The organism is Methyloglobulus morosus KoM1 (assembly GCF_000496735.2).
In the GTDB taxonomy this organism is placed as follows: domain Bacteria; phylum Pseudomonadota; class Gammaproteobacteria; order Methylococcales; family Methylomonadaceae; genus Methyloglobulus; species Methyloglobulus morosus.
This window is the reverse complement of sequence record NZ_AYLO01000049.1, coordinates 1-15,174: the sequence shown is the minus strand read 5'-3', so window position 1 is coordinate 15,174 and position 15,174 is coordinate 1. Positions and strand designations below refer to the sequence as shown.

General features: G+C 45.8%; 8 protein-coding genes. All 8 read left to right on the top strand.

Annotation, left to right across the window (positions count from 1 at the left end; translation table 11 throughout):
• Positions 1–402 precede the first annotated feature (402 nt).
• Positions 403–1,566 (top strand): patatin-like phospholipase family protein, encoded by a 1,164-nt coding sequence (locus tag MGMO_RS06700; RefSeq protein ID WP_023494281.1) that lies wholly within the window; start codon positions 403–405, stop codon positions 1,564–1,566.
• An 18-nt stretch (positions 1,567–1,584) separates the two neighbouring features.
• Entirely contained in the window at positions 1,585–2,937 is a 1,353-nt protein-coding gene (locus MGMO_RS06695) for a TRAFs-binding domain-containing protein (protein ID WP_023494280.1), read from the top strand.
• Positions 2,938–3,160: 223 nt separating this feature from the next.
• The gene (locus tag MGMO_RS06690) at positions 3,161–4,039 is read left to right on the top strand and encodes an HDOD domain-containing protein (RefSeq protein ID WP_023494279.1); all 879 of its coding nucleotides are present in this window, start codon (positions 3,161–3,163) and stop codon (positions 4,037–4,039) included.
• Positions 4,040–4,042: 3 nt separating this feature from the next.
• Positions 4,043–5,800, top strand: a complete 1,758-nt coding sequence (locus tag MGMO_RS06685; RefSeq protein WP_023494278.1) for an HlyD family efflux transporter periplasmic adaptor subunit — start codon at positions 4,043–4,045, stop codon at positions 5,798–5,800.
• 15 nt (positions 5,801–5,815) lie between these two features.
• Positions 5,816–7,963 carry an efflux RND transporter periplasmic adaptor subunit gene (locus MGMO_RS06680; RefSeq protein ID WP_023494277.1) on the top strand — a complete coding sequence of 716 codons (2,148 nt, stop codon included), beginning with the start codon at positions 5,816–5,818 and terminating at the stop codon, positions 7,961–7,963.
• Complete coding sequence (locus MGMO_RS06675; protein ID WP_023494276.1) at positions 7,956–9,953, top strand: preprotein translocase subunit SecA; 1,998 nt, start codon at positions 7,956–7,958, stop codon at positions 9,951–9,953. Before MGMO_RS06680 ends, MGMO_RS06675 begins: the two co-directional genes overlap by 8 nt.
• A gap of 81 nt (positions 9,954–10,034) precedes the next feature.
• A complete protein-coding gene (locus MGMO_RS06670) occupies positions 10,035–11,078 on the top strand; it encodes an efflux RND transporter periplasmic adaptor subunit (protein ID WP_152976307.1) in 1,044 nt (347 codons plus the stop codon).
• 279 nt (positions 11,079–11,357) lie between these two features.
• Positions 11,358–15,174, top strand: a 3,817-nt coding sequence (locus MGMO_RS06665; RefSeq protein ID WP_036307174.1) for a DUF4347 domain-containing protein, incomplete at its 3' end; no start/stop codon positions are given.

Here is a 15,174-nt window from a genome sequence, read left to right as displayed (position 1 = left end):
ATAGCTAAATCAAGTCACCATCTACCGATAAAACACATAACCTCAATTGTCCATACATTTTCGGCTACGATTTTTTTTATTTCGTTCAAGGCCGGATCACTTCCCAAAGGGGCACAGGGCTACGTTTCAGATTTGGCTCGCGCTTGTCTGGACAGGATTTCGAGATTTTCTTTAGCGAAGAAGAATGGGCTTCAGGTCGAGGTTAGGGTACATATTTTGCTATCCTTGGCTTTCGGGTTACGGCGACCTCCACGGGCAGTGAGGTGAGGTAGAGGGCAAGGGATCCTAGCCGCCAATCCCTGCCGGAATGACGTAGTTTATGGCTTAACCATTTTTTAAAATCAATTACTTGTTGTTACCATCTCAGTATATGTTTTCAATCCCCCATAACAGGAGCATCGCATGAACCAATACCTTGAAAACCGTATGAAAGCCCCCGGCCCCAAGAAAATCCTCGCTTGCGACGGCGGTGGTATCCTGGGTTTGATGAGCGTGGAAATCCTGGCGAAAATCGAAACCGATTTGCGCGCTAAATTGGGCAAAGACCAGAACTTCGTACTCGCCGATTATTTCGATTTCGTTTGTGGCACCAGCACCGGTGCAATTATTGCCACTTGTATTGCCAGCGGCATGTCGATGGCTAAGGTCCGGCAATTCTATGTCAACAGTGGCAAACAGATGTTTGACAAGGCTTCGTTATTGAATCGGTTGAAATTCAACTATAACGACGAACCCTTGGCCAAGCAACTGCGTGCAGCTTTTAATGAGCAACTTAACGAAACCGATGCTAAGTTAGGTAGTGAGCACTTAAAAACCTTGTTGATGATGGTGATGCGTAACCACAACACCGATTCGCCTTGGCCGGTTTCCAACAACCCTTATGCCAAATACAATGACCGTCAACGTAAAGATTGCAATCTCAACTTGCCGTTATGGCGATTAGTGCGTGCCAGCACTGCCGCACCGACCTATTTCCCACCGGAAATCATCACTTTCGCCGAAGGTACACCCGAAGAGTACAACTTCATTTTCGTCGACGGCGGCGTGACTACCTATAACAATCCCGCCTATCTCGCTTTCCAGATGGCAACGACTAAACCGTATGCCGTTAATTGGCCAACGGGTAGCGATAACTTGTTGATTGTTTCGATAGGTACTGGAAATGCCTCCAAAGCGAGTCCTAACCTCGGATTGGATGATATGAATTTAATCCACTTTGCCCAGAACATTCCTTCCGCCCTCATGAACGCCGCCACCGCCGGTTGGGACATGACTTGCCGAGTATTAGGCGAATGCCGCCATGGCGGCGTTATAGACCATGAGTTTGGCGATATGGTCATGCCATCCCAAAGCGATCATAATTTTACCGGACCTAAACTCTTTACTTATATGCGTTACGATCCCGATGTTACTCTTGAAGGCTTAAAGGCTATCGGCATATCAGATATCGACCCGGCCAAAATGCAGCAAATGGATTCCGTTGAGAATATCTCACAAATTCAACGGGTAGGTATCGAATACGCCAAACACCATATCAATACAACTCATTTTCAAGGGTTTATCTAATCAAACGGAGAAAATACTATGGAAAACAAGAAACCAAGTTGTTTTGTCGTGCAAGGCTTTGGCACGAAAAGGGATTATATCGAAGGTCGAGAGCTCGACCTGAATGCTTCTTATAAAGTTATAAAACGGGCTGTTGAAGCGGCGGGTGTTGAATGTGTGCGGGCCGATGAAATTATCCATTCCGGAATCATCGATGTGCCTATGTATGAGCGTTTGTTGAATGCTGACTTGGTCATTGCCGACTTATCGACATACAACGTGAATGCCGCTTTCGAATTGGGTGTACGCTATGCCTTAAAGCCTTACACAACTATCGTCATAGCAGATGATAAGTTCAAGTCCCCTTTTGATGTAAATCATGTAGTTATCCGCCAATATAAGCACTTAGGCGAAGATATCGGCAGCAGCGAAGCGGAACGCTTTACAGAAGTGTTGAAAACGGCAATTCAGGCTATATTGAATGCTAAAGACAAGGATAATGACAGCCCTGTGTATATCTATTTACCTCAATTACGACCGCCTCAGGTCAATCATGTGGTATCAAACTCTTCTCAGCAGCCAACAATATCCGTCGCCCCTACTTCAGCCGAAGTGACAAAAACTACCGGTGAAAATAATCCAAGCGCAAAGGTCTTGCTGGATGTTGCCATTGATAAAATCAATGCCGGTGATTTTTTGACGGCACGGCCGCTCCTTGAAGAGGTCAGGAAACTTCACCCAAATGATTCTTTTGTCTTACAGAAATTGGCATTGGCAACTTACAAAAGCGAGCAACCTTCAGTGCTTGAAGCTTTGAAAAGCGCCCATGAGATACTGCAAGAACTGGCGCCGAAAACTTCCAATAACCCAGAAACATTAGGACTGTGGGGGGCGGTGCATAAACGCTTGTGGGAAGAAACGGGCAAACCGGAATATCTGGACGAAAGTATCAAAGCTTACGAGCGGGGGTTTTACATAAAACAGGATCACTATAATGGCATTAATTTGTCTTATCTGCTGAATGTACGCGCCGTGGAAAAACTAAAAAACGGCAATAAAGACGAGGCGACTGCAGATGCCATTATCGCAAAAAGAGTGTACCAGGACGTCATTCGTTATACCGCGCCGTTACTCGATGGCATGGAAGCCGAAGAGGAAACAATGCCGCCCGATGAAAAAAAGAAAAAAGACATGGAAAAAAAACGCTACTGGTTAATTGCCACCCTGTGGGAAGCGGCTATCGGGGCGGGCGACGAAGAGGCCGCCTCAAAATGGGAACGGGAGGCCAAAGCGATGCACGTTGCCCATTGGATGCAAGACACCCGAGAGAGCCAAGGGGCAAAACTGCGGGCCTCGCTGGCAATATATGCAGAGCTAGTCAATGGCAAGTAAGCTCGGCGTGACAAAAATATAATAAATTGCAGGCATCGAGAAGCCTGTTAGTAATGAAGTTCACAAATTAAAATAGTTGGGATTGTTTTCTTTGGTTGCATGGAACCAGTGCCCTGAGTATTATCCAATTCGGGTGTTGATGTCGACTTTTCCAACAGCTCCTCAAAATTAAGTTTAGTGATTGCCTGAATTTTTTATTTGCCTTAATCCTCAATAAAATGCCATGAAAGTCGAACATGAATTTATCTGCGATCTTGCTGAGAAAATCTCAATGCCGGACGTTTATCTGGAAATTAGGAGTTTGATGGAAAATCCAGGCGCTAAAATTGGTGATTATGTCGATCTTGTGCAGGCAGACTCCATCTTGGCGATCCGTATAATACGGATCGCGAACAGTAAATTTTTCGGTTTTAATAGAAAAGCCGACGATTTGTATGATGCGATAAGTTTAATCGGAGTAATTCAGCTTCATGACCTGATACTGTGCAGCTTGTGCATGCGAACTTTTTACAATATCCCCGAACAAGTGTTGAATTATAAAAGTTTTTGGCTTCATGGCGTTAAGTGTGGCATTGTCTCACGCAGCATTGCCACAATTTGTCGACTACCTGCGTGCAATCGATATTTCGCATTGGGGCTTTTGCTGGAAATCGGTCATGCAGCCATGTTTGTTAAAACACCTGAATTAGCACTAACAGCCTTGTTGGAGAGTCAGGAGCAGAAGCGCCCGATTGACAAAGTGGAGCGTGAATATTTTGGCTTTGATTACTGTCAACTAGGCTCAGCATTGTTGCATCAATGGCATTTACCTGAAGTTTATACGCATTCAATAGAACACCATTTGTATCCTGAACAAGCCAAAAAGCTTTTTCAAGGCGGTACAATTATTTTAAATCTAGTTCATCAATTTTGTGAAGACCCTGATTATTTCAATAGGCATGCGAGTCATATGCTGGTTAGCCATCAACAACGCGCGGCTATCCCTGACAACTTTGAAAAAGTGATTGTTGCGGAAGTCGCCAATAACGTTGACCACGTTTTTGAAATGCTGTGTCCACCCAACTTTTATAGCATGTCGCCTATGGATAGCATGGAAGCATAGGCCATGGAATGCAATTTTGCCCAATTGTGGCTGAATATTCTTCAAAAAACCTTGCCTGAAACACATTCTGCGATTTTTGTGACGCAGAATAGTAACAATCAAACCATCCAGCCTATTGCAAAATGGCCTGAAAATCTGACTGAGTTTGATGACTTTGCCCAAATCATTAAATATGCGCTGGTTAAAAATGAACCAGTTAGCGTCCTTAACGTACAACAGGTTGATAAAAACCAATACGATTATTTCGCATTGCCTGTGCTTATCGAAGCAGTATTCTCGGGAATTATCATACTTAAAATCAAACATTCCCCGACAGGACTGCAAGAAGAAGCTATTTTCAAAACCTTACAGCAAGGTACGCAATGGCTAGCCCTGGCAAATCCCAGTCAGTATCAACAGAAAGGCTTTTATGCGTCAGTCATTAATTTACTGACAACCTGCTTTGAGCAAAAAAGTTACCGTGAAATGCTGATAGCACTGGTATCGGAAATGACACAGTCACTGCATTGTGAACGGGTGGCACTGGGTGAATATGAAAACAGGCATTGTAAGGTTGTCGCTATATCGAACAGTGCACAGTTCGATGTGCGCTCTAATTTCATGCAGAAAACAGCCGACGTGATGGATGAGGCCATTGAACAAGATAATCTTATTGTATTCCCCAATACGCAGACTGTTGCCATTACAAGAGCCCATCAGGAACTTGCCCGCAAGTTTGGTTCTGGCTCCCTACTAACGATACCCATGATAAATAAAAGTGACATCTTTGGTGCACTGATGTTATCGCGCAATGAAGATCAACCATTTGATTTAGGAGAAATAAACTTACTTAAACAAACAATATTATTGATCACCCCTTTTTTATACCTAAAAAAACAGGATGAACTGGCGCTCACAACAAAAATCTTTAAAACGCTCCATAGACGACTGATAGGATTATTGGGCTTTAAGCACCTAAAAACAAAATTGGCGGCCCTGTGCCTGACAACTTTATTGTTGGCAATGGGGCTGTTAAAAGGTAATTTCCAGGTGACTGCCGACGCTGTTTTGGAAGGTAGAATGCAACGTGTAATCCCAGCACCGATAGATGGCTTCCTGATATCCGCCTCGGTGAGGGCAGGCGACACCGTCCGTAAAGGCGATTTAATGGCAAGCCTTGATGATGCCGAATTGCAGTTGGAACTGGGTAAGCTTAATGGGCAACTTCAAAAGTTCCGTCGTGAATACCGTGAAGCCCTTTCGACAAGCGACCTTGTCAAGGTTCGAGTCATCAGCGCAGAAATTGACCAAGCGGCCGCTGAAATGGAGTTGACTCAACAACAATTACAGAAAATATCGCTGACAGCACCCTTTGACAGTGTCGTTATTGAGGGCGACCTAAGCCAAATGCTGGGCTCTCCGGTTGAACGTGGTGATACGCTGTTCAAAATCGCACCGCTAGAAGGTTATCGCATCATCCTAAAGGTTGACGAACGCTTGATTTCCTTCGTGCAAGTCGGTCAAAAAGGTTTGTTGGCATTATCGAGCATGCCAGAACGTAAATTCATGTTAACGGTACAAAAAATCACGGCGGTAGCTAAAGTCGACAATAAAGAAAATATTTTCAGGGTCGAAGCCAGCCTCGACAACGCCCCTGATTTGCTCAGGCCCGGTATGGAAGGTATCGGTAAAATCAATGTTGGACGCCAGAATTTACTATGGATTTGGACGCACGAGCTGATGGATTGGCTGCGTCTTTGGTTCTGGTCTTGGTCATTTTGACGGGCTGCTAGCGTCATGAGTGAAGATTTATACAGCACCCACTGGTATCGCGTCGCCAATTTAAAACCTAAGCTCCACAGCCATATTGAAATTCACCGCCATGACTATCGGGGACTCATCTGGTATATCATCGAGGATAAAGGCACGGGCCGTAATCACCGATTCAATCCTGCTGCGTATCAGTTCATCGGCCTTCTTGATGGCAAACAAACTGTGCAGGAAATTTCTGACTATCTAAGTAAGCAACTCGGCGATTTTGCGCCTGGGCAAGAGGAGATTATTCAGTTAATGGGGCAGTTGTACAATGCAGACTTAATGCAAACGGATGTCCTAGCTAACATTGAAGAACTTTTTGAACGCCAAGCCGTTACAAAAAATATAAAGCTCAAGCAACAGCTTATTAATCCGATTTCCCAGAAGCTCCCGCTATGGGATCCAGAAGAGTTCCTGGCTAAACATTTGAACAAAGTGAGGTACCTGTTTAGCTACCCTATGGGAATAATCTGGTTACTTGTCGTTATTTTTGCATCGCTTCAGGCTGTGACGAATTGGGGAAAAATAACCAACCATTTAGATGTCAACACAGGATCGCCCTATAATTTTTTGACCTTGTTTTTACTGTACCCGCTGATAAAAATGGTTCATGAGTTAGGTCATGCTTTTGCTACAAAGCTTAATGGCGGAGAAGTCCACGAAATGGGCATTAACTTCATGATGTTTATGCCTGTTCCCTATGTCAATGTATCCAGTTCGAGTAATTTTCGCAATAAATATGACCGTATGCTGGTCAGCGCCGCTGGAATATTGGTCGAGACGTTTTTGGCTGCGCTGGGCTTATTGCTATTTATAAGTGCAGAACCGGGTTTTATTCAAGACATCGGCTTCAATGCGCTGCTCATAGGGGGCGTTTCATCATTTTTTTTTAATGCTAACCCACTTTTAAAATACGACGGGTATTACATCTTGGCTGATGCTTTAGGGATACCCAACCTGTTCCAACGGTCTGCGCAATATTGGCGTTATTTTTTCCAGCGTTACTTATTGGGTTTGGCCAATGCCATCTCCCCTGCTACCGCGTCCGGTGAAACTTTCTGGTTCATAACCTACAGCATTTCCTCGATGCTTTACCGTATGAGTATGCTCTGGTTCGTCTGTGTTTATGTGACAGAAAAATATTTCACAGTGGGGGTATTGTTGGCCGTTTGGTTAGTCGCTATCCAACTCCTTTTGCCGCTTTATAAAGCCTTATTATTTGTTGTCACAAACCCCGTTTTGGACAAAAAAAGGACTAAAGCCGCTTTGACAACAGCCGTGCTGGGTTTAATGGCCGTAGGTTTAGTGGGTTTCATGCCGATGACTTCCTACATAGTGACTGAGGGCGTCGTCTGGTTGCCAGATGAAGCACTGATCAAGGCTGAACATGACGGATTTATAGGATCGTTACAAACGCATTCAACTCAACCAGTCAACAAAGGTGACGTAGTCCTGTTGATGAATGATGACATGCTGGAATCAAAAGCACGGATTGCACGGGCTAAATTGGCGGAATTACGGAGTCAATTCCGAGCGGAAAGAGAGACCGACCTTGTCAAAGCCAATATTCTCAAAGAAGAGCTGCACATTGCCGAATCTCAACTCGACCATATCAATACGAAAATCAAGTCGATGACGATTAAAGCGTCCCAAAGCGGACGTATTCTGATACCTGAAGAGAATGATTTACCTGGGCGCTACATCCATCATGGCGAACTGATTGGCTATATTTTGGACGACAATCCACCGACTATACGTGCCGTAGTCACACAAGATGATATAGGTTTAGTGAGGGAAGGTATCGTCGATATTAAGGTTAGGCTTAGCAACGATCCTAACCATCAATACGACGCCATTGTAATCAGGCAGACTCCGGAAGCGACAAACAGGCTGCCAAACCCTGCACTGGCTACGATTGGAGGTGGAAAAATCCAAATAGACCCAAACAATAACAAAGAATTAGCAACCTTACAGAAAATATTCTGGATCGACCTGAAATTTAATCCAAAAGATAATAACGTCCCGATTGGGACGCGTGCCTATGTAAGGATCAATCATGGTGGAGAAACCTTATCAACGCAATGGTATCGTCGCATCAGGCAGGCGTTCCTGAGGCATTTTAATGTCTGAAAATCTACTTAAGCCAGGGTTCCGGTTAGGGTGTTATCCACAAAAAAAAGAAACCGATTTATCCGAATTTGAGCAGGCCGTCTCTATCCTTTTTGAAAAGCTTTATCAGCCATTCACCCGGCATCGGTTTAATCAAAATCAAATAGTTAGCAGAATCGCAAAATATGAAAAACCATTAACCGAATATTCCGAAGCAGATTTGACGGTACATATATTCGGACTCAAAGAAAAGCTGGTACGCTTTGGATTGACAACCGAACTGATGGCACAGGCTTTTGCGACCATTCGGGAAACTGCAGCCAGGACTTTAGGAAAACGGCATTATGACGTCCAGCTATACGGCGGCTGGATCATGATTAATGGGATGCTGGCAGAAATGGCAACAGGGGAGGGGAAAACCCTGACAACGGCCTTGCCTGCCTGTACTGCGGCGATGGCGGGCATTCCCGTCCATGTGATAACCGCCAATGATTATCTGGCCGCTAGGGATGCGGAAATTATGCAGCCATTGTATCAACGTCTCGGTTTGACAGCGGCTCCTGTCATTGATGGCATGGAGAAGAAACAACGCAGGGTTAACTACCAATGCCACATTGTACATACCACCAACAAGCAAATCGCCTTCGATTATCTTCGGGATAGGATAGAAATGGGCAAAGACATTGGCTTTCTCAAGCTCCAATTCCGACAAATTCAGCATGAATTGGAAAAGGATAGTGGCGACCCACTCCTATTGAAAGGCCTATGTTTCGCATTAATTGATGAAGCCGATAGCGTACTTATTGATGAAGCTAAAACACCGCTGATTATCACGCAATCAAAACCTAACGAATACGGCCCAGAAACGTACAGTGATGCTTTGTATTTGGCAACCACATTAACAATCAACGATGACTATACCGTAGACAGCAAAACTCGAAAAATCGAATTGACTCAGCAAGGCGAGGACAAACTGGCCAACAAGATTTCAGGATTGCCCAAACATTGGCAACACAAACATAAGCGGGAAATGCTGGTTATTCAAGCGTTAACCGCCAATTACTCCTACAAAAAAGACAAACATTATGTAGTTCAAGGGGATAAGATACAGATTGTAGATGAGTTTACGGGACGTATAATGTCCGACCGTTCTTGGGAGCAAGGCTTGCATCAAATGATCGAAGCAAAGGAAGGATGCCGTATTACGGAACAACGGGAAACGATAGCACGGATTAGTTACCAAAATTTCTTCATTCGCTACCTACGCCTCGCGGGTACGTCCGGTACGCTCAAGGAAGTTTCATCAGAAATGCACAGTGTTTATGGGTTGCAAACAATCAAAGTCCAATCGCACACGCCTTCAAAACGGATAATGATGCAGGAACGCATTTACAATACGTTGGAAAATAAAAAGGCGGCATTACTTGCGCGAATTTCAGGGCTTTACCAACAGAACCGGCCTATACTTATTGGCACGACTACCGTTGAAGAATCGAAAGAAGTGGGTGCTTGGCTTAAACAAGCAGGATTCCCGCATCGGGTTTTAAATGCAACTCAGGACAGGTACGAAGCGGAAATTATTGCTAAAGCAGGCCAGCAAAGTGCCATCACTGTTGCAACCAATATGGCTGGACGAGGTACCGATATAGAGTTGGGGCTAGGGGTTGCCAAGTTGGGTGGGTTGCATGTCATCGCCTTAAATAGCAATGAATCCAGACGTATTGACCGCCAACTTTATGGCCGTTGTGCGAGGCAAAGCGACCCCGGTAGCGCAGAAGCTATTCTGTCGCTACAAGATCCGGCACTTCAGCATTTTTATTCTTCCGCTATGCTTAAGGTATTTAGCCTTCTTTGTCGTGGGTCAGACCCTATTCCGGCTTTTTTAGCAAGCGTGATTTTACGGTTGCCACAGCAAACGAAAGAGGGGCGACAACGCAGGATTAGGAAACAGGTTATGAAACTTGATCGTCAGTTGTCGCGTATTTTGGCATTTTCAGGTAAATCTGAATAATCGTTGTGCCAAAGCATGGGCTTCCCCTGTTCGTTATTAACTTATTGAACATTATTGTAAATATTGACCTGATTTATTAATGTGAAGAAATTAAAAGCTTACTATAGACATGCCAGCCCAAGAATTAAAATAATAGATAGGGCGAGGTCCAGTCAGTTAGGGTCTTTTAGAGGGTTTCCTATTTCTCAGTGCGAGCTAAAACACATTTTACCGATCAAAAGTAGCCAGATGCTAAATAAAAAAATTTTTTTTCTAAAACGAGTAGGTTTATTTTTGGCGCTTTTTCTTATGCCGTTAAAGCTATCTTTAGCTGCCCAGTTGGACTGCTTGGTTAAGCCGGAAATGTATGTAGAACTGAGCAGTCCAACAGCCGGTGTTTTAGAAAAATTATTAATCGACAAAGGCGATCACATAACAAAAGGGCAGGCTTTAGCCCAACTTGAATCATCTGTCGAAATGGCTAAGTTTAATCAGGCAAAATTCGAAGCGGCCAATAACAGCGATATCGACAATCGAAAGGCCCAGTTAGCATTTAACTTACGCAATCGCGTCCGTTTTCAGGATCTTTATCAAAAAGGGTCACTTTCCAAAACAGAAAAAGATAAGGCTGAAACCGATGTGACTCTAGCTCAAACAGAGTTGGGAAAAGCAGAAGAGAATAAAAAAGCGGCGGCGTTGGCTTTGGAGTTGGCAAAAGCCCAGCTTGAGCTTAAAACCATTAAAAGCCCAATTGACGGGATTGTCATCGACCGTTATGCCATGGTGGGTGAGTCGGTTTCCGATAGGGCGATAATGAAATTGGCGCAAGTTAACCCGCTTCGGGTAGAACTCGTTGCCCCAACAGAGTATTTCGGTCTAATTCAAGAAGGTATGCAAGTGGAAGTCCGCACAGAACGCCCTGCCAACAGAGTCGTTACAGCAACGGTCACCAAGGTAGACCAACTTATCGACCCAGCTAGCGGGAGCTTTAGTGTGCGTATGTCGTTGCCGAATCCTGATGATAAACTTATTGCCGGTGTCAATTGTCTTGCTGTATTTGATTTTGAAACGCCCCCTTTGTCCAGCACGCCTTCTCCTTCCACAACTGTTGTTGTGAAACAGCCCCTTAAGCAACCGGACAAATAGCCTCCCAAACTCACATTAGCAGCGGCAAAAGTATTATGCTCAGCTTTAGTTGCTATTTTATGTGTGAACCGTTCGTCCGCAGAGATAGGAATTACATTAAGCCGTCCACATGGCGAAAGCAAATTAACATTTCATCTATCGGCCAATAATTAAATATTTTTGCCCAAGCCTTAATATTTGCACAAGTATTGTGCAGTCAATCACAAAATCAAGTCATTATTAATATTACACTTACCTGTGCCTATAGAAACTATGGGGCAGTTGTCAGGTGAGGGTTGTATGAATAAAATGTTGAGAAATAGCCGGTACAGATCAAAACTGATTCTGGAGGAATTGGAAACCCGGCAATTATTTTCTGATGGTGCTGCTGCGGTAGCGCCTCCCCCTCCGGCTAACGATGCAGCAGCCACCGTCATTAATGTTGATGCCAACATTGAGCCGGTAGTTGAAAGCCAAAATACATCCGATGCCCCAGCTGTCGCTAATGCTAATAACGCATCGGATCAGACCAATCCTGATGAAAACCCTTCTCCAGTTACTGCTGTGATTTCTGGTGCTGCAATAAATGAGTCTAATGAAATTTCTGTAGCACAATCGGATGCTAATTTACCGCAATCATTAACAATACCCAACGAAACAACTTCGCCAGAAATCGAAGTTTGCCCTTCGGTGGACTCGTCACTGACCGAAACCAGAAATGAGTTAATTATTGTTGATAGCAGGGTTAATGATTACCAACAGCTTATTGACGATATAGTCTCCCAAGCAGGGGACGGTCGAAATTTTCAAGTGGTATTGCTGGATGGCAACAAAGACGGGATCGCTCAAATTACAGAGACCTTATCCCACTACCAAAACCTAGATGCCGTCCATTTAATATCGCATGGCAGCGACGGCAACATTGACTTAGGTACTGACCAATTAAATTTTCAAACGCTAGTCCAAAATCAAGCGCAGATAAAATCTTGGGGAGATGCCTTTGCCGCAAATGGCGACTTCCTGATTTATGGTTGTAATGTAGCCGAAACCCAATTCGGACAAAGTTTCGTCGATTACCTGTCAGGTTTAACAGGGGCCGATGTGGCCGCGTCTACCGATGCGACCGGTTCTGCATCATTAGGCGCTGATTGGCAATTAGAATACCAATCAGGCATCGTCGAAACACAAAATGCTATTAGCGTAAATACCCAAAACCTGTGGACGGAAGTGCTCGCCGTAACATCCAACGGCACCGTGACTTCCGCTGCAAACAGTAATACAACAAGCTTAACCTGGTCACACACCGTAAATGTCGGCAGTGACCGCGCCTTATTTGTAGAGATAGCCATAGACAATTTAGGCTCTAACGTTAATGGGGTAACCTATGGCGGCGTGGCCTTGACCCAAGTCGGACGTACCGAAGGGAATCATGCTGTTGAAATCTGGGCGTTAGTTAACCCTACGGTTGGTACAGCGAATGTTGTTGTTTCATTATCAGGTAATACTGCAGTAGCAGCGGGCGCATCAACCTTCAATGGTGTTAATCAATCCACGCCCTACGGTACTTATGCCGGTAATAGCGGCACGACGATCCCTCTCATTAATACAACAGGTTCAGTTACCGTAGCCAGTGCAACAGGCGACGTGGTCATCGATGCGCAGTTTTGGACAGATACCTTAGCGGACACAACGGGTTCGGGGCAAACCTCCCAGTGGTCTAGCAGTTCTTTGCTAACATCGGCATTGGGTAGCTCATCAACTGAAGCAGGCGCGGCTTCCGTAACCATGAGTGGCTCTGCCTCAATTTTATCAGTTCTAGGTGCGCAATGGTCAATTGGTGCAGTGTCGATCAAGGCCGCAGCCGTCGTAGCCAACACGGCGCCATTTGCCTATGCAGACAATGTAACGGGTAACGAAGATACAACCATTACTGGCAATGTTCTGAGCAATGACACTGATGCAGAGAATAACACACTGACGGCGATGTTAGTTTCTAGCCCATCAAATTCCTCATCGTTCACGCTGAACTCAGACGGATCTTTTAGCTATACCCCAAGTGCCAATTGGTCTGGAATCGACAGTTTCCAGTATCTTGTTGATGACGGCTCTATTGGACGGACACACTACTGGGGCTTGGAAGGCAATGCCACAGATAGTGTGGGGGCCAGCAATGGAGCGTTGGTCAATGGTCCGACAACAGTCGCTGGACTTTATGGTGATGCTTTACAGTTTGATGGTGTCAATGACTACGTAGCCTTACCGGATGTGACGTACACTAACGAATTTTCTTTGTCATTTAACTTCAAGGTCGATGACAATAGCGGTACAGGACTGCAATACTTTTACAGTCACGGTGCCGCTCCTTCTTTGGGTTTATCCAATACCGTCCAAGTTGCCTTATCAGAGGCGAGTTACTCAGGAGGGGGCGCTTCACCCAATCAATTGGTTACAACGGTATGGGATTCGAATGACACGAGTGGGCAATCTTACATTGATGTCAGCAGCTTGATTGGTGACGGACAATGGCATCAATATGCGTTGACCGTGACCGCTGGTCTCGGCACTCAAGTTTATGTTGACGGTGTGTTGAAAGGGTCGGTAGCCACTGGGGGGGGGACTATTGACCCAACGGGTAGTGCGTATCTTGGCGCACGGTCTGATTTAGACCCAACCCGCTTTCTCAATGCCAATGGTAAAATAGATACTATGGCGCTCTACAATCGGGCGCTTAGTTCTGGGGAAGTTGCAAGCCTTGCTGCAAATGCACCACAGGCAACTGCGACGTTTACCGTGGCTGCCGTAAACGATGCCCCGACCGCAACTAACCTCAGCGCCCCAGGAACCTATACCGAAGATACCGCACTCAACCTGACCGACATGGTCATCAGCGATGTCGACAGCGCCAACGTCACCGTCACTTTGACCTTGTCGAATGTCGCCGCCGGAAGTTTGAACACCGCCACCTCCGGTACTGTGACCTCGACTTACAACGCAGGTACCGGCGTATGGACTGCCAGTGGTGCAATTGCGGATGTCAATACCTTATTGGTCGGCCTGACCTTCACGCCGACAGCAAATTTCAACGGCAACTTTACCATCGCCACCAGTGTCAGCGATGGTGTCGCCGCTGCGGTCACCGGTACGAAAAGCATGACCGGCATCGCCGTCAATGATGCCCCGACAATCACCAGCAATGGCGGCGGATCCACAGCAACTGCAAGTATTGCAGAGAACTCTACTGCGGTGACTACAGTAACCGCTACAGATATTGATGGTGCGACAACATTCACTTACTCAATCTCCGGTGGTGTCGACGCATCAAAATTTGCTATCAACAGCGCTACCGGTGCATTGTCGTTCCTTACTGCTCCAAATTTTGAACTCCCCACTGACACAGGCAGTAATAACGTCTATGACGTGACTGTACAAGTCAGTGACGGATCATTGACAGATACCCAAGATATTTCAGTAACCATCAACAACCTGGACGAAGTCGCCCCGACCGTCACCTCCGGCGCGTTCGCCGCCGCCGTCAACGAGAACAGCGGCGCCGGCCAGGTGGTCTACACCGCCAGCTCCACGGACACCGGCGACATCGCCACCGGCAGCACCAGCTACAGCCTGGGCGGCGCCGACGCCGCGCTGTTCGGCATCGACGCCAACACCGGCGCGGTCACCCTGACCGGCAACCCCAACTTTGAGGCCAAGGCCAGCTACAGCGTCACCGTCACCGCCACCGACGCGGCCGGCAACGCCTCCGCCGCGCAGGCCGTCACCCTGGCCGTCAACAACCTGGACGAAGTATCTACTGGGCAAATTACTATTTCGGGTGTTGTGTCTTTAGGCCAAACTCTTACCGTTAATGATACGCTCCAAGATCCCGATGGTATTAATAATACGACTTATATATGGCTTGCTGATGGTATAGCGGTTGGAGTTGGTAAGACTTACACCCTGGCTGGAAGCGATGCAGGTAAAGAGATTACTGTTATTGCCAACTATACGGATGGAAATGGTGTTATTGAGTTTGTCGCCAGCACAAGCAAGCTTGTAATGAGGGACGTTAATCCATCAATTCTTCCGAATAATGGAACAGATATACCTTCATTAGCAAGCA